This window comes from Cellulosilyticum sp. I15G10I2, assembly GCF_900095725.1.
Taxonomy (GTDB): Bacteria; Bacillota; Clostridia; order Lachnospirales; family Cellulosilyticaceae; genus FMMP01.
This window is the reverse complement of record NZ_FMMP01000006.1, coordinates 202,327-218,645: the sequence shown is the minus strand read 5'-3', so window position 1 is coordinate 218,645 and position 16,319 is coordinate 202,327. Positions and strand designations below refer to the sequence as shown.

The 16,319-nt window shown below is 38.8% G+C and carries 10 protein-coding genes; 1 reads left to right on the top strand and 9 read right to left on the bottom strand.

Annotation, left to right across the window (positions count from 1 at the left end):
- Window positions 1-83: 83 nt before the first annotated feature.
- The gene (locus tag BN3326_RS01050; protein WP_069997265.1) at window positions 84-512 is read left to right on the top strand and encodes a CBS domain-containing protein; all 429 of its coding nucleotides are present in this window, start codon (window positions 84-86) and stop codon (window positions 510-512) included.
- A gap of 181 nt (window positions 513-693) precedes the next feature.
- Here the strand turns inward: BN3326_RS01050 and BN3326_RS01045 are convergent, their stop codons facing one another.
- The 9 genes from BN3326_RS01045 to BN3326_RS01005 form a co-directional block, all read right to left on the bottom strand.
- Window positions 694-1,749, bottom strand: coding sequence for a hypothetical protein (locus BN3326_RS01045; RefSeq protein WP_069997264.1), 1,056 nt, complete (start codon window positions 1,747-1,749; stop codon window positions 694-696).
- Between the two features lie 364 nt (window positions 1,750-2,113).
- Complete coding sequence (gene acnA / locus BN3326_RS01040; protein WP_069997263.1) at window positions 2,114-4,861, bottom strand: aconitate hydratase AcnA; 2,748 nt, start codon at window positions 4,859-4,861, stop codon at window positions 2,114-2,116.
- Between the two features lie 227 nt (window positions 4,862-5,088).
- Window positions 5,089-7,107 carry a beta-galactosidase gene (locus BN3326_RS01035; protein ID WP_069997262.1) on the bottom strand — a complete coding sequence of 673 codons (2,019 nt, stop codon included), beginning with the start codon at window positions 7,105-7,107 and terminating at the stop codon, window positions 5,089-5,091.
- A gap of 26 nt (window positions 7,108-7,133) precedes the next feature.
- A complete protein-coding gene (locus BN3326_RS01030; protein WP_069997261.1) occupies window positions 7,134-10,160 on the bottom strand; it encodes a beta-galactosidase, LacZ type in 3,027 nt (1,008 codons plus the stop codon).
- A gap of 31 nt (window positions 10,161-10,191) precedes the next feature.
- The gene (locus BN3326_RS01025; protein ID WP_083258553.1) at window positions 10,192-10,920 is read right to left on the bottom strand and encodes a carbohydrate ABC transporter permease; all 729 of its coding nucleotides are present in this window, start codon (window positions 10,918-10,920) and stop codon (window positions 10,192-10,194) included.
- A 73-nt stretch (window positions 10,921-10,993) separates the two neighbouring features.
- The gene (locus tag BN3326_RS01020) at window positions 10,994-11,902 is read right to left on the bottom strand and encodes a carbohydrate ABC transporter permease (protein ID WP_069998381.1); all 909 of its coding nucleotides are present in this window, start codon (window positions 11,900-11,902) and stop codon (window positions 10,994-10,996) included.
- A gap of 112 nt (window positions 11,903-12,014) precedes the next feature.
- Window positions 12,015-13,361: an ABC transporter substrate-binding protein gene (locus tag BN3326_RS01015; protein ID WP_069997259.1), complete on the bottom strand. Its 1,347-nt coding sequence runs from the start codon at window positions 13,359-13,361 to the stop codon at window positions 12,015-12,017.
- 191 nt (window positions 13,362-13,552) lie between these two features.
- On the bottom strand, window positions 13,553-14,479 hold the full coding sequence (locus tag BN3326_RS01010) for a helix-turn-helix domain-containing protein (protein ID WP_242875917.1): 927 nt from the start codon (window positions 14,477-14,479) through the stop codon (window positions 13,553-13,555).
- Between the two features lie 190 nt (window positions 14,480-14,669).
- Window positions 14,670-16,145, bottom strand: a complete 1,476-nt coding sequence (locus BN3326_RS01005) for a protein adenylyltransferase SelO (protein ID WP_069997258.1) — start codon at window positions 16,143-16,145, stop codon at window positions 14,670-14,672.
- Window positions 16,146-16,319: the final 174 nt, after the last annotated feature.

Sequence of the window (16,319 nt, the reverse complement as noted above, 5' to 3'; positions counted from 1 at the left end):
AACAAAATGTAAATACATGTATCTTACAATAACTTTTATAAAAAACATCTTGCCAGGGCAATATAAATATGGAGGTGAATATTATGAAAGTAAAAGACATTATGTCAAAAGAAATTGCATTTTTAAAATCAGAAGACTCGATCGAAAAGGCCGCTCAGCTTATGAAGGCTTATAATGTCGGTTCAATACCTGTATGCAGTGGCGAACAAGTCATTGGCATCGTTACAGACAGGGATATTACATTAAGAGCTGTAGCAACTGGTCAGAATTCAAAAGAACAGACAGTTGGTAACATTATGACGCCGCATACTATTGTAGGCAATCCAGAAATGAGTGTTGAAGATGTAGCACAGATCATGAGCAAAAGCCAAATACGCAGACTGCCTATTGTTGAAAACAACTCCCTAGTAGGTATGGTTGCACTAGGTGATATCGCGCTTGAGCCTACTTTCCAAGACAGTGCTGAAGATGCACTAACGCATATTTCCCATCCTGATAACACCCTAATGTAGTTAATCCTTTTAAAAAAATAAGAATAGAGGGGTTTTTTTCAAACCTTTTCTCTATTCTTTATTTTTTATATTAGGGCTTATTCTTTTCAAGAAACTGTTTTTTACTGTTATTGATATCCGTGATTGTTATGACATTAATTTGTTTTTGATTTAACTTCTCATCCCAAACTCTTACACTTTGCTATCTGATAAGATGATCAAGATACTGCTCTATCATAAGTCCATTTTTTAACGTTAATCCTTGACTATTATCTATTTCAGTAATGGCCCTTCCGAGTCCTTTCTCAGCCTCCTGGTCTAAAAAATAGCCCTTTTCTTTCAACAAATTCAGCGCGATATTAAAGATCTGCTTCTTATTATAGTCTTCAAAATCAACCCATATTGGAAATCTATAACTTAGGGCAGGGTCAGCCAATATGAGGTCTTTCATACTGCTTCTTTTACCAGATAGAATAATTGATGTTCTATTTTTATTTTTATCTATAAACTTGATGAGTTCAGTTGTTACTTTTCTTTCTTTTTCTTCATTGATAGATAAATCCCAGTGTTCAATAAATACTAGCTTACCTAAGCATTTATGAATGACATCCTCAATACCTCCTGGTTGATCTATAAGATCAGATAGTTCAGTTTTATGCATCACCACAATCTTCTTAGCTTTTATAATGCCCATACTATATAGCATTTCCGAGAGTATATTTAGTACAGTTTTTTTGCCTGTTCCTTTTTCTCCTGTAAAAATCATATGGTTAAATTTATTGAGATCACTGCCTATACCTAGTTTTTTTCTAGCCTCTTTTACTTTTATAAGTTTATACTGGCTTCTTAAAAAGGCCTTTGCTGTTTCATTAGCTATTAAAGGTTTTAATTTCTTTTCCAGATCAAAATTATTATCATATTCAGCAATATTGACTTTCTCAATATCTTTGGTAGTTATCAAGTTCATCTCATAGACACTCGTGTTTTCTTCTGCTATTCTTATACTTTGATTTCTTATGAGATTTTCTACATAATTCCTTACCATCCTGCCATTTCCAGATTGTGCATCTGCATTTTCATAAATATCAACAAAGCTTTTTTTAAGAGCTGAATAGGCGTTTTTAGAAAGCTTAAAGCCATTAGCTTCAATGATCTTTATAGCTATTTCTAGCAGTTCATCAGGACTATAATCTTCAAAGTTAGTCCATAGCGGAAATCTTGATCTAAGTCCCATATTAATGTCAAAAAAATCTTCCATTTCTTGCTCGTACCCCGCAAGTATAACAATGACTTCCCTTGAATAATCTTCGATGAGCTTTAGTAATGTCTCAACAGCTTCTCTCCCTAGGGAGTCATTTGCAAGTGTATAGGCCTCGTCTATAAATAGGATACCACCTATCAGCCCTATGATTCATCATTTAAAGCTTTTTGTATATTTATGAATTTATCTTTTGCAACTTGATGCTTCATTTAACTGTATCTCCCTTCTGTTTCCAACGACACGCATAGCCCTATATCCTATTAGTCTTTCAGCTTACGCCATGACCTTATCTAATATCCTTAAACCATACCGACGTCTACAATCACTTCATTAAATAGTTTTCACTGGCTTAAGCTTGCTGCTAACAGTCTTCTGCCATTAATTTCTGACGAAGAACCATTGGCAAAATCCCACCATGTCTGTAATAATCTACTTCAATAGCAGAATCAAAACGAACTAGTACGTTAAAGTGCTTTTGAGTGCCATCTGCTGCAGCAGCAATAACAGAAATCGTATCTTTTGGCTTTATGCCGTCAATTATCTTAATGTCAAAGATTTCTTCGCCAGTAAGTCCAAGGCTCTTGGCAGTATCACCTGAGATATATTGCAGTGGAAGAACCCCCATCATAATCAGATTAGAGCGATGAATGCGCTCATAGCTTTCTGCCAATACCGCTTTTACTCCCAGTAAACTTGTCCCTTTAGCCGCCCAGTCTCTAGATGAACCCATCCCATAATCTTTTCCGGCAAGTACTAATAACCCAGTCTTTTCTTCTTTGTATGTCATAGCGGCCTCATAAATGGTCATAATCTCTTGAGTTGGCCAATAAGTTGTATATCCGCCTTCAGTCCCTGGTGCAATCTGGTTGCAAATTCTAACATTGGCAAAGGTCCCCCGCGTCATCACTTCATGATTGCCTCTTCTTGAGCCATAAGTATTAAACTGTCCTTCTTGTATGCCTTGTGCCAAGAGGAATTGTCCAGCAGGCGTAGTTTTACCAATAGTACCCGCTGGCGAAATATGATCTGTGGTAATCGAATCACCCAGCTTTGCTAATACTCGAAGTCCTGAAAGTTCCTTTATCGTCTCCGTTTCCATAGCAAAATCTGCAAATAAAGGTGGTTTTCGGATATACGCAGAATCTTTTTCAAATCTATAAAACTTACTGTCTTCTGCGTGAATCTGGTTCCATAATAAACTGTTATCATAAATTGTCTCATATTCATTTAGGAATAAGTGGGGATTTACATAAAGCGAAACAGCTTCCTCTACTTCTGAAGAAGTAGGCCAGATATCTCTCAAATAGACCTCTTTTCCTTCATAATCGATGCCTAATGGCTCTTTTACTAAATCCCTATTAACTGTTCCCGCCAGTGCGTACGCAATGACAAGTGGAGGCGATGCGAGATAATTGGCTTTGACTTGGGCATGAATGCGTCCTTCAAAATTACGGTTACCGGACAAAACCGATGCAGCCAGCAGATCATTTGAATGAATAACTTCTGCTATTTCTGGCTGAAGGGGCCCTGAATTACCAATACAGGTAGCGCATCCATATCCTGCAATCTGAAAACCTAATTGATCGAGATAATCCTGTAGCCCTGCTTCCTTGAGATAGGCAGATACTACTTTAGAACCAGGCGTAAGGGATGTTTTCACATGCGCTGGTACTTTAAGTCCTCGTTCAACGGCTTTTTTAGCAAGGAGACCTGCTCCCAGCATCACAAAAGGGTTGGAGGTATTCGTACAAGAGGTAATTGAGGCAATTACTACTGCCCCCGTCTCCATAGTACTTTGCCTGCCGTCTCTCAAATTAAGTGTAATTTTCTTACTTAGAACTTCTTCTGATAACCCATGCCCCCTATTTCCTTGAGCCGCAGTAACAGACTGAAGAAATTTTTCTTGCATTTGATCCAGCAAAATCAAATCTTGTGGACGTTTTGGACCGGCAAGCGACCGCATTACAGTTTCCAAATTTAATGTCAAAACCTCGGTATAAATAGGTTCTTCTAGATATTCGTTAAACATCCCATTTTTCATCAGATAAGTTCTGACCAAATGTATATGTTCTTCATTCCTGCCAGTCAGCCGCAAATAGTTCAGTGTTTCTTCATCCACAGGAAAGAAGCCGCATGTCGCACCATATTCGGGCGCCATATTAGCTACCGTGGCCCTATCTGCTAAGGAAAGCTGTCTTACCCCTTCCCCAAAATACTCTACAAATTTATTTACAACCCCATGCTCTCTCAGCATTTGAGTAACATGCAGCGCCAAATCCGTGGCAGTGACGCCAGCTTGCAATTGGCCTATCATGCGTACGCCAATTACCTCTGGGATCGGTAAGTATGAAGGCTGCCCCAGCATACCAGCTTCTGCTTCTATGCCGCCTACACCCCAGCCTAGTACCCCCATTGCATTAATCATTGTGGTATGTGAATCTGTCCCTACCAATGTATCTGGATATACCAAAGTTCTGCCGTTTACTTCTTTTTGAAGAACTATTTTTGCCAGATACTCTAAATTTACTTGATGAACAATACCATTTGCTGGGGGCACCACTGTAAAATTATCTAAAGCTTTCTTTGCCCAATTTAAAAATTGATAACGTTCTTTATTGCGTTCAAATTCTAATATATTGTTTTTTTCAAGTGCATCTGAGCTTCCATAGCAATCTACTTGGACGGAATGATCAATAATGAGATCTACTGGAACTTCCGGATTAATCCGATTTATAAAAGCTTCTTGGTCAGAAGAATTTCTTTGCCGCGGGGTCCCCTCTCCAAACTCAGCCATTGCCATTCTCATAGCTGCTAAATCCAGTATAGCTGGTACACCCGTGAAATCCTGCAGAATAACTCTGGAAGGTTTAAACGGTACCTCTTCTCCTCCCCCTTTTTTCTTTATCCAATCAGCAAGAATCTTTATATGTTCCTCTCTAAGTACATAACCATCCTGTTGTCTAAATACTGCTTCTAAAAGAATCTTTATAGAATAAGGTAAATGTTTAATAGCATAGCCTTCTTCCTCTAAACATTCTAAGGCATAATAGTCATAAGTCTTATTTGAAATCTTAAACTGTCTGATTGCCCTGTCTTTTCGTTCATTCATAATAACCACCCTCTTAATCCTTAAATTATTTTGATATTATTATAAGACCTGAACTTAGTTGCATTGCGTTTTAACCAAAGGTTATTCCTACAAATAGTATAGCATAATTGTCTCTCAAATAACCTGATAATTCAAGAGCTTATAGCTTATAAGATTTTTTTAACAAAAAAATGTCAGCCGGTATGATCTACCAAACTGACAGCACTATGTATTGCTTAGAGAAATATTTACTGCTTTCTTTTTAAAATGAGTGTTTCTAGAGAGGGTATATTGTGGATACTCGCTCCCCTTAAAACATGATATCTATTTTCTGATAAGTTCATTTGAACAGCTGTATCGTTATAATTCTGTATAATAATATACTCTGCATTCTGAGATTTTCGCGAAGTTATTTCTATCCCCTCTGAGATCGTTCCTTCAATAAGAGGTTCTAGGTCAGCTTCTTTTAAAAGATGTCGGTATAGATCATCATAACATTTTTGCTCAACATCTGCGCCAATATAATAGGCTTGCCCTCCTCCAAATCTATTGACAGTCACTGCAGGATACCCGTGATAAAAATCATCTTGATAGATCATAAGGGCCCTAGCTGTTGTCACTTCAATGAGATCACACAAATGCTGACAGCGATATTTGGAGGCGATCTCATATATCGTATTTTCTGCAGGCACAAGGAAGTTGCTTTCCCCATCATAAAGTGCATCAATCTCCATGCTGCGCATGCCCATCACATCCAAAAGTCCATGGGGTGTTCCCCCAAGAAAACAGCGGTCATTTTCATCTACTATACCCGACCAATACGTCAGCACAAAGATTCCGCCCTGTTCTACAAATTTTCTTACGCGCTCTTCAAAACCACATCGGAACAAATATACCATAGGTGCTGCTACTATTTTATAGGCACTTATATCCTGTTCCATATCTATTACATCTACATTCAAACCTTGCTTACGAAATGCACTATATGATTTTTCAACAACCTCTTTATAGAAAAGTCCTTTGTTTCTAGGCCCCATGGCATCCTTCATCGCCCATCTATTTTCCCAATCATAAACTACAGCAACATCTGCATGCACTACAGTACCTAATAATTCTTTGATATTACCTAATTGCTTTCCAAGGTCACTTACCTCCCGAAATACACGGGTATCCTCTCCGCCATAATGGTCAATAACCGCCCCATGGAATTTCTCACAACTTCCGCGACTCTGCCTGATCTGAAAATAGAGTACACTGTTTGAGCCATGTGCCAGAGCCTGGAAAGAAGCTGCAGCTAACATATTTGGTTTTTTCAACTTACTGACACCCTGCCAATTGGTAGCACTTGGGCAAGATTCCATCAATAAAAAAGGCTTGTGCTTAATGCAGCGCATGATATCGTGCTGCATACCAGTTTGCATTGCAGTCTCATAGTCATTGTCCTTATGCCACGTGGGATAAGAGTCCCACGAAACAATATCAATAATATCCGCAAACTTATGATAGTTAAGTCCCTCATAGTCGTACATCATATTAATGGTAATAGGTTTATTGGGTTCTTCACTTTTTATGGCTTTAATCTCACGGCGTACAAAGTCAACTGTTTGATCTGTCACAAAGCGTTTCCAATCCAAATTAAGTCCATGAATCATAGATTCTCCTCTAGAAGATGGGCTTTCTATCTGAGCAAAAGACTGATAGATATGACTCCAAAATGTCGTGCACCAACTTTCATTTAATACTTCAATAGAGGCATACTTCTTTTGCAGCCATACGCGAAAAGCTTGTTGGCAAAGCGGACAATGACACTCCCCGCCATACTCATTAGAAATATGCCATAAAATTACCGCAGGATGCTTACCCAAACGAAGGGCAAGTTCCTTATTTATCCTTCTTACCTTTTCTCGGTACACAGGTGAAGTATAACAATGATTATGTCTGCCGCCAAAAAGGTTTCTATTTCTCGACTCATCTACACGCAATACTTCTGGATACAGCTCTGCCAGCCATTTAGGCCGTGCGCCTGAAGGCGTTGCTAAAATAACAGCTATTCCATGAGCATAGAGGTTATCCATAATATCTTCTAACCATGAAAAACAGAAGTTGCCTTCTTCAGGTTCTAATATAGCCCATGAGAAAACCCCTAGCGTTACCGTATTAATATGGGCTTTCTTCATATATAGAACATCCTTTTCTAAAATGTCAGGATATTTAAGCCACTGTTCTGGGTTGTAATCACCACCATATAGTATTTGAGAATAATCCATCGTCTCGCCCTCACATTACTTGTATATTAAATACCCTTAAAGCTAAATTTAAGTTCCATTTTCTTACTCACATCTAAAAGATATTCTTGATGTGTCTGAGCGCCCCATGAATCATCTCCTGCAACCCCCATCTGCTGCTTTGCCACGCGCACCACAGTATAATGAACAGGGGGCAATTCATAGGGATGCACAGCATTTTCAAGCTCATGGGGTGTATAGGGCAATGCTGAAAAACTTAAATTCTTTCCGCTAAAGCACATCCCTCGCCCTAATTTATCAGTTACCTTCGCATAATAAACGCCAATCTTGTTACCACACTCCTGCGGCACTAGGTATTTTGCCATATTATCACTTACTTCGTTATGATAAATACCAAGTTTTGCCCCATGGCACCTATCAGCATAGGTTTCTTCTGGTCCCATTCCAAACCATTCCACTTGATTATAATCCGCATCTAACTTAAACATTACACCAAATTCCGGCATATCTCTAAGTTCATTTACAGGGTCATAGACTAAATGGGTTTCTATAGTACCATCTCCATATACCGTATACGCTAACTGACAGCTTGCTGCTGGCTGTGTTGGTAAAAGATACGTATAGGTAATCGTCGCACAATGGTCTCTTTCTTCTAGCACTGGCGCTATCATTTCTCTTGCATCTTCTTTTTTATGAGAAACATACAAACTAGCCAATTTCCATTGTCCATAGCGGGCTGGCATGTTGTTTCCCATATCATTATCCGTAACCGCTCTCCAAAAGTTAGGTTTAGGTATAGCTTTTATCATTTCTACCCCAGCATAGCGATAAGATACTAAGCCGCCGCTTAACGCAGAGAATAGCACATCAAACGCTTCACCTTTTACTCCTATATTAAGTCTTCCATGAATCACTTTTATCGGTTTCTGACACACTTCTGGCTGTGTTTTGATCTCATAGACTTTTTGTCCAAAGGCAACTTCATGGCCTTTTTTGCCCCAAATTGTATCTTCTTTTAATTGAAAAGAAACAGTTATCGCATATATCCCCTCTGTATTCGGTATCACAATAGGTAGTTTAACTTCTCCTTTATACAAAGGTGCAATATGTGTTTCGACCCACTCTCTTTGCAAGAGTTTACCATTTTTTTCAACCAAGACAAAGCAATCATATTCATTTGTATTTAAGAACAAGTGTCTATTGACCACCATAGCCTTATCCTCATTTATTTCAACACTTATGTTCTGATAATTATATTTTACCTCCTGCATCTTAGGAGAACTCTCCCTGTTTGTGCCATATACGATACCATTTCCGGAGAAATTATAATCGCAGGGGCGTTCATCAAAATCTCCTCCATAAGCCTGAAACTCCCGGCCATAGCGATCCTTTTTCGTAATAGACTGATCGATATAATCCCATATAAAACCACCTTGGAATAACGGTTCTCTATCTGTGAGTTCTGTATATTTATGCATAGCACCACAAGAATTACCCATAGCATGCACATATTCACAGCATATAAAAGGCTTCTCTCTATTTTTAGCTAAAAACGCCTCGATCTTTGCCGCCGGAGTGTACATCTGACTTTCAATATCACTTGTGTCATTGTATCTGCGATCCCAGCAGACCCCCTCATAGTGAACAGGACGAGTAGTATCCCATGTACGGAATGCTTGAGACATTTCAAAAATATTTTTACCGCCATATGACTCATTACCGCAAGACCAAATTAGAATACTCGCATGGTTTTTATCTCTTTGATACATAGAATATGCCCGATCCAGGACTAGCTTAAGCCACTTTGGGTTGTCTCCCGGAACAGCCGTTTCCTTCTCGGCCACCCTCCGTTGTATAGGATCCCACATACCATGGGTTTCAAGATTGGCTTCATCTATGACATATAACCCATAAAAATCGCATAGCTCATAGAGTTTTGAAGAATTAGGGTAATGACTCGTACGAATAGCATTAATATTATTCTGTTTCATCGTAACAAGATCTTTTACCATCTCCTGCTCTGACACACATCTTCCTGTGAGCGCACTAAATTCATGCCGGTTGACACCCTTAAATACAATTCTCTTGCCATTTAGGCACATCATCCCATCTTTTATTGAAAAACTGCGAAATCCTATTTTTTGAGAAACCACTTCCTCAGTTTCACCCGCATTATTTTTCACTTCAATAATGAGATCATATAAATAAGGACACTCTGCACTCCAAAGCTTTGGACTTGTTACTCGAAAACTATAATGTGACAATTCATATAAATCTGCTTCTTCTTGAAATACAATATCTTTTTGGTCCATTAACCAAAAGCTGACTTGGCCATTATTTGTTGCCACTAAATCAACAGATAGCTCTGCGTTTTCATATGGATCATCTAGTATTGTCTGTACCTTCAAGTCAAAAATATGAACTTCCGGAGTGGCATATAAATAAACATCACGGTAAATCCCTGAGAAGCGGAAAAAGTCTTGATCCTCACACCAGCTTCCTGCTGTCCATTTGAATACTTGAACAGCGAGTTTATTCTCGCCTGGTTTGAGATACGGGGTCAGTTCAAAATCAGATGGTGTGAAACTATCTTCACTATAGCCCACATAATCCCCATTCAGCCATAAAGCCATACCGCTTTCAACCCCCTGAAAAGAAATATACACTTTCTTACCTTCCATGCGAGTTGGTAAAACAAAATATTTAACATAACACGCTGTAGGATTAAATACCGTTGGAATCTCCCCTGGATTAATCTCCTCCCGGCCATCCCATGGGTATTGCACATTGGCATACTGTGGCACATCATAGCCTTCCATTTGTATATGTGCAGGTACCCTGATATTATCCCAAACTTTACAGTCATAGCTTTCTTCGGCAAAGTCCTTAAGTGAAGCCTCATAATTTTTTGCATAAGCAAACTTCCAAATACCATTTAATGTATACCGAAAGCCTTCCTCTCCTAACTTTATAGCTTCTGAAGAAGGATAATAGTAATGATCTGAGTGTGCCTCTAAACGATTTTCCATAAAAATCTCTGGATTTTTTACAATTTCGTAGTTGAATTTCTGCATAGCAGCCTCCTATCTGATTAAGTTAAGTAGCTTATTTTACTGCACCGGTAATACCCTCTGCAAAACTTCTCTGAAGCATAAAGAAAATAATAACAGTTGGAATAGTACATAATAGAACACCTAACATCAGCATTCCATAATCTGTTACATAACCTTCAGTTAGGTTGGCAACCAGCATAGGCATCGTAATGCTTTTATTATCTGTCATAATAACCTTTGGCCATAAATAATTATTCCAAGCATTCATAAAAGTAATGGTCATCGCTGCTGCGTAGGTTGAACGCATCGTTGGAAAAAACATACGGTAAAAAATCTGAAACTCATTGAGCCCATCTATTCTTGCCGCCTCAATAATATCATGGGGAAATGCTCTAGCACTCTGCCTAAAGAGCATAATTAAAAACGGTGTTGAAAGAGTAGGCAAAACAAATCCGATCGTCGAATTTAAAAAGCCTGCCTTTGAAAACATTTGGAATAATGGAATCATCGTTGCCGCAAAAGGAACCATCATAGCAAGCAATATTACTGACATCACAGTATCTTTCGCCTTAGTGTGAAAAATCTCAAATCCATAACCAGCCAGTGAGCAAATAAATAGTGAAACTAACGTCAGGATAATAGCATACTTAAACGAATTTACCATAGCACCCCCAACATTTTGCGTAGCCAAAAGCCCCTTCCAATTATCTAAAAGTGCCATACCTGGAATCAACTTACCCCTTATAACATCAACGCTTTTATTTGTAGCTGCAGAGAGCATCCAATATAATGGAAAGACTGATATAGCAGAAACAATGGTTAAAAATATATATTGAAAACCTCTTTTTACACGGTTAGTCACGTTTGTCACCTACTTTCATCTGAACAAATGCTAAGATTGCTACTAATATTAAGATCAGATAGGCAATTGCAGCAGCGTATCCAAAGTTCGGAACGTACTTAAAGGAAATATTATAAATATAGTGCGACATGGTAATCGTTGCATTAGCTGGTCCGCCGTTTGTAAGGTTTACCGACTCATCAAAGAGCTGCAGTGTCCCATTCGTTGACATGATTGCCGTCAACAGAATCGTTGGTCTTAATAAAGGTACTGTGATTTTCCAGAAGGACTGAAACGAAGAAGCGCCATCTATTTTCGCTGCTTCATACACAGAATACTCAATGTTTTGCAGTCCGGCCAGATAGAATACCATGTTATATCCCGTCCATCTCCAAATAAGAGCGAGAATAATAACTGCTCTTGCACTACTCGCATTAGCTAAAAAGTTGTATCCCGAGCTGAGTATCCCTAGTTTGATGAGTACTAAATTAATTAATCCATCTACCGCAAATAAAGATCGAAAGATAATTGCATAGGAAACTAAGGATGTTGCACAGGGTAAGAAGATGGCTGTACGAAATAATCCTCTGAATCTTAAATTTCTGTCATTCAACATAGAGGCAAGAATAAGTGCCAAAATAAGCATGATAGGTACCTGAATGATCAAATACGTAAAGTTATTCTTTATTGCTTGTATAAATACCACGTCTTGGAACATACGTGCATAGTTTGTAACACCCGTCCATCTTATCTTGGCGCCAATCCCAGTCTTAAACGAAAGGATCAGCGCTTGAATCATCGGATAAAAACTCATCGATGCAATTAAAAGTACTGCCGGTAATAATACTGCCCATCCAAATAAATTCTGCTTCTGTCTGAGTTTTATTGCTTTTTTAAAATTATGCGTATTACGAAGGCTTATTGTTTTTTCTGGCTGACTCACTAAGTTCCCCTCCTTTTCTTGTATATAAGTATGGGGAACTGCCTGCTATAGGCTGCTCCCCATTTGTTTTTATTGCTGCGATACTAAAACTCTACTGCTGCATTGCAAACTCAATAGTTGACTGCGCTGTTTTTAATTCTGCCTTTAGATCTGCTCCTGAAAGTGAATTTGTCAAAGCTGTAGCTACAGCATCACGCGCTTCATAGTAGTACACACCTGTGTTATTGCTTGGTACTTTTGAGGCAAAGTCTGTAATCATTGAGTAAACTGACTGATTATTAAAGAATTCTTGTGGAACGCCATAAACCTCCGAGTCTCCTGCTGGGATATAAGTTGCCAAAGCACCTGATTTTGGAAGGATTGTTTCATAGAAAGCTACACTTCCAGCAAATGTCTTAGATAAGAAGTCTGCTGCAAGGTCTACATTTTTACAATTAGCTGTAACCGTCCAGCTAGAACCCCCATTGTTTGAGTAGTTAGTCGCACCATCTACGCCATCTAACTTAGGCATATTAGTGATTTCCCAAAGCCCCTTTTGATCCTGAGCTGTTTGAATAGATCCTAAAATCCAGCATCCATTTATTGTCCCTGCAACAGTTCCATCTGTAAGTGTGCCAATATATTGATCCCAGTCATTGACTTGAACTAGAATCCCCGAAGTTATCAGTTCTTTGTATGTAGTGAGTACATTTTCTAATACTTTATTATCAACAATATTAGGTTTGCCTTCATTATCAAACAAGCTAGCTCCCGCTGACTGAAGCATCATTACGATTAAATCTGATTCTCCCGCTTGTGCAGAAAGCAATGGTTTACCCGTTTTTTCTAATACTACTTTACCTTGCTCAATAAACTTAGACCATGTAATATCTGTAAAATCACTAGTTTTAAAACCTGCTTTATCTAAAACATCTGTTCTTAAAGCAGCAATAACTGCGCCATTATCAAAAGGAACCCCATAGTTTTTTCCTTCAACTGTAGAATATGCTACTTTAGATGCCCCAAAATCACTGAAGGCAATACCTACGTTTGTTATATCAGTAAAAGCTTCCGGATAACTGATGACATTTTTCTGAAAGGCATTATCCTGCATTAACAAAATATCTGGCAACGTACTAAGATCACCTGATGCTGCAGCTGTTGTTAGTTTTGTCTGAACATCCTGCCAAGGTGTTTCAATAACATTTAAAACAAAGTTTGGATTATCTTTTTTGTAAACCTCTGCAGCCTGCTCCATTGCGTAAATATTAAATGCAGGATCCCAACACCAAACAGTCAATGTGTTATCCTCAGCTGATGCCCCTGACTTTGTCTCTGCCTTTGCTTCTTTTGCTGGTTCAGCCTTTGTTGAATCTGTAGGTGTCGTAGCTTGACCGCAAGCTGCCATTGAAAGCGCCATACTTGCAGCTACCAATAATGAGAAAATTTTATTTTTCATATTTCACATCCCCCTTAATAGGCTATGCAAGTGTATCGAACCGCCTTATACTCACAAGATATTTTTAGTGTATATGTATAATTGCGCCCTATACATTCGCATGTTTATATACATATTATACCAATGATTAATTAGTATTGTTTTTATATTCAATTAAATTTTGTGCAAATTCGACCATTTGCTTTTATGTATTACCATCCCTTTTGCGCACTTATCTTATAGTTCAAAAGCTTTCCTTCAAAGTTCTCTGCCGACTGTTTCCATTGATAGGGAGAAGTACCTACCAGATTTTTAAAATTTCGATTAAAGGTCGATACTGTTGTAAAGCCTACCTTATAAGCAACATCCTCCATAGAAATCTGTGATTTTTTAATAAGCTCACATGCTTTTTGCACACGAATCAGATTAATATAATCCACCGGCTTCATATTCATCGATTCCAGAAACAATCTTCTAAAATGACTTTCACTCATATTGCAAGCGTCTGCCAATTGACTTATTTTTATTTCCTCCCTATAATTTTCTCCAACGTAGTCCAAAGCAGCAGAAATTTGAACTGCCTTTTGTTTTGTTCTTTTTGCTTTTTCCTCATGATCATCCAACCGTAAAAGTTCTACAATAAATGCCTGCATATAGCCTTTTACGCTCTCTTGATAATACGTATCCTTTGTCTGCATTTCTCTTATAATATTTCGCAAAATATTATCTAAAACTATATGATCCTTGGCATGTAATAAGAGGGCTTTACGATAAATCTGAGTAAGAAGTTTTTGAATAAAAGCTGCATCATCCTTATACGTATTGTTCAAATATTTCTCTATATCAAAATACATCCATTCCCAATAACCTTCTGTCCCCTTATCACTATATGTTGTATGAGACAGATTGGGCGGAATAATAGTAAACATGTTAGGCTCAAATCGAAAGCTTTGATTATCAACAATCACCTCTCCAGTCCCTTCATGGCAATATCCAATTTCAATAAAATTATGAAAATGAAGCGTGTCGATGCCTACCCCATATGCTCTTCGCCATGCTTCACCTAAAAGGGCTAGTACCATTTCATTATTTGGAATTTCGTAATATCTAAATTCAACTATTTGCTTCTTTTTGCTCACTCATCTCACCTCACCTCTAATTCTTTAAAATCATTATATCAAATATTTTTTATATTTAATACAATTGCTGTTATACTAAAGTACTAGTAGCAGTTAATAATGAATTTTTAGCACTAAATACACTTTATTATTTATAAAAAAACTGACTCCTATAAGTACAGAAATCAGTTTTTAGTCATATAATACGCTGTCATGTTCCACAAAAAGTTCGGTAAGCGCAGTTTGATGGTACAGGCAGTGCGGCATAATCCGCTTGCTGGGCAGAATATGCATAGGGTTTTGAAAGGACCTCCAGAAGCTTATTCATTACGCTGTAGTCTCCTCGCTTTACCGCGGCATCTATGGCATCTTCTACCCAGTGATTACGTGGAATAAGTGCAGGATTACTGTTCTGCATTAACTGATGTGCAGCGTCTATTGATTCGGGCTGCCTGCTAAGTCTTTTAAGCCATAACTCATGCCACTTATCAAACTCTGGGGTGTTAGCTAAAACCGTATCTTTCGGTCTATCAAAAGTTAATGCGCGGAAGGTATTGGTATAGTCTGCCCGATACTTTTGCATCACACTGTGGATATCTTCAATAAGCGCTTCATCCTGCTTTTCCTCATTAAATATTCCAAGTTTCGCTCTCATGCCTGCCATCCAGTAACGATGATATAGCTTAGTAAAATCTGAAATCGCATCTTGTGCTAGTTCTACCGCCTGGACTTGGTTCTCATGCAGCAGCGGCAATAGGGTTTCAGCTAATCTAGCAAGATTCCACACTGCAATATTTGGCTGATTGCCATAGGCATATCGCCCCTGACTGTCAATGGAACTAAATACCGTTTCAGGGTCATAGGCATCCATAAAGGCGCAAGGCCCATAATCAATGGTTTCTCCACTTATGGCCATATTGTCCGTGTTCATTACCCCATGTATAAAACCAACCAGCTGCCATTTAGCAATAAGCGCAGCTTGACGTTTGATCACTTCCTGAAGCAATACTAAATAGCGGTTCTCATCTGTATTAACGTCTGGAAAATGTCTTTGCAGTGTGTAATCAGCTAAGTCCTTCAGTTCCTGGGCAGTGCCCCATTTTGAAGCATATTGAAAGGTACCGACGCGCAGATGACTGGCAGCTACCCGGGTCAAAATAGCTCCTGGCTGTACAGTTTCACGGATTACCGACTCACCGGTTGTTACTACTGCTAGACTGCGGGTAGTGGCAATGCCGAGTCCATGCATTGCTTCGCTGATGATGTATTCACGCAGCATCGGTCCAAGTGCTGCGCGGCCGTCTCCCCGACGGGAATATGGTGTTACCCCTGAACCCTTAAGCTGAATATCAAACCGCTCACCCAAAGGCGTTATCTGTTCACCTAGCAGCACAGCACGACCATCTCCAAGCATCGTAAAATAGCCAAACTGATGCCCTGCATATGCCTGTGCCAGTGGCCATGCCCCTTCAGGCACCCGGTTACCAGCAAACAACTCTATGCTCTCTTCGCCTTCCAGTGCCCTGGTGTTAAATCCCAAGGATTCTGCCAATGGATGATTGAGAATGACCAGTTTTGGTGCATGTACAGGGGTTGGATTGAGGCTGGTAAAAAATAATTGTGGCAGATGGGCATAACTGTTATCTAAGTTCCATCCTGTTTGCGTTGTTGTTTTTTTTTCTGTCATTATATCTCCTTTTCTTATTCTTTTTTTATATCCTAGTTTTTTATTAAGCAACATGAATAAACTTGTATAGTATTTTTAGGCTCTACTTGCTAGCACAGCAAAATATCGCCCCTTTTAGTGTCTGCTTTTACCAACTTATTATACCTTTTGTGCACAAAACACCCTCAGCCTTCA

Excerpts from the sequence above, each read along its gene's own strand:
- BN3326_RS01050 (WP_069997265.1), top strand. The coding sequence starts at position 84 with ATGAAAGTAAAAGACATTATGTCAAAAGAAATTGCATTTTTAAAATCA.
- BN3326_RS01045 (WP_069997264.1), bottom strand. The coding sequence starts at position 1,749 with ATGGAAGATTTTTTTGACATTAATATGGGACTTAGATCAAGATTTCCG.
- acnA (WP_069997263.1), bottom strand. The coding sequence starts at position 4,861 with ATGAATGAACGAAAAGACAGGGCAATCAGACAGTTTAAGATTTCAAAT.
- BN3326_RS01035 (WP_069997262.1), bottom strand. The coding sequence starts at position 7,107 with ATGGATTATTCTCAAATACTATATGGTGGTGATTACAACCCAGAACAG.
- BN3326_RS01030 (WP_069997261.1), bottom strand. The coding sequence starts at position 10,160 with ATGCAGAAATTCAACTACGAAATTGTAAAAAATCCAGAGATTTTTATG.
- BN3326_RS01025 (WP_083258553.1), bottom strand. The coding sequence starts at position 10,920 with ATGCTCTCTGCAGCTACAAATAAAAGCGTTGATGTTATAAGGGGTAAG.
- BN3326_RS01015 (WP_069997259.1), bottom strand. The coding sequence starts at position 13,361 with ATGAAAAATAAAATTTTCTCATTATTGGTAGCTGCAAGTATGGCGCTT.
- BN3326_RS01005 (WP_069997258.1), bottom strand. The coding sequence starts at position 16,145 with ATGACAGAAAAAAAAACAACAACGCAAACAGGATGGAACTTAGATAAC.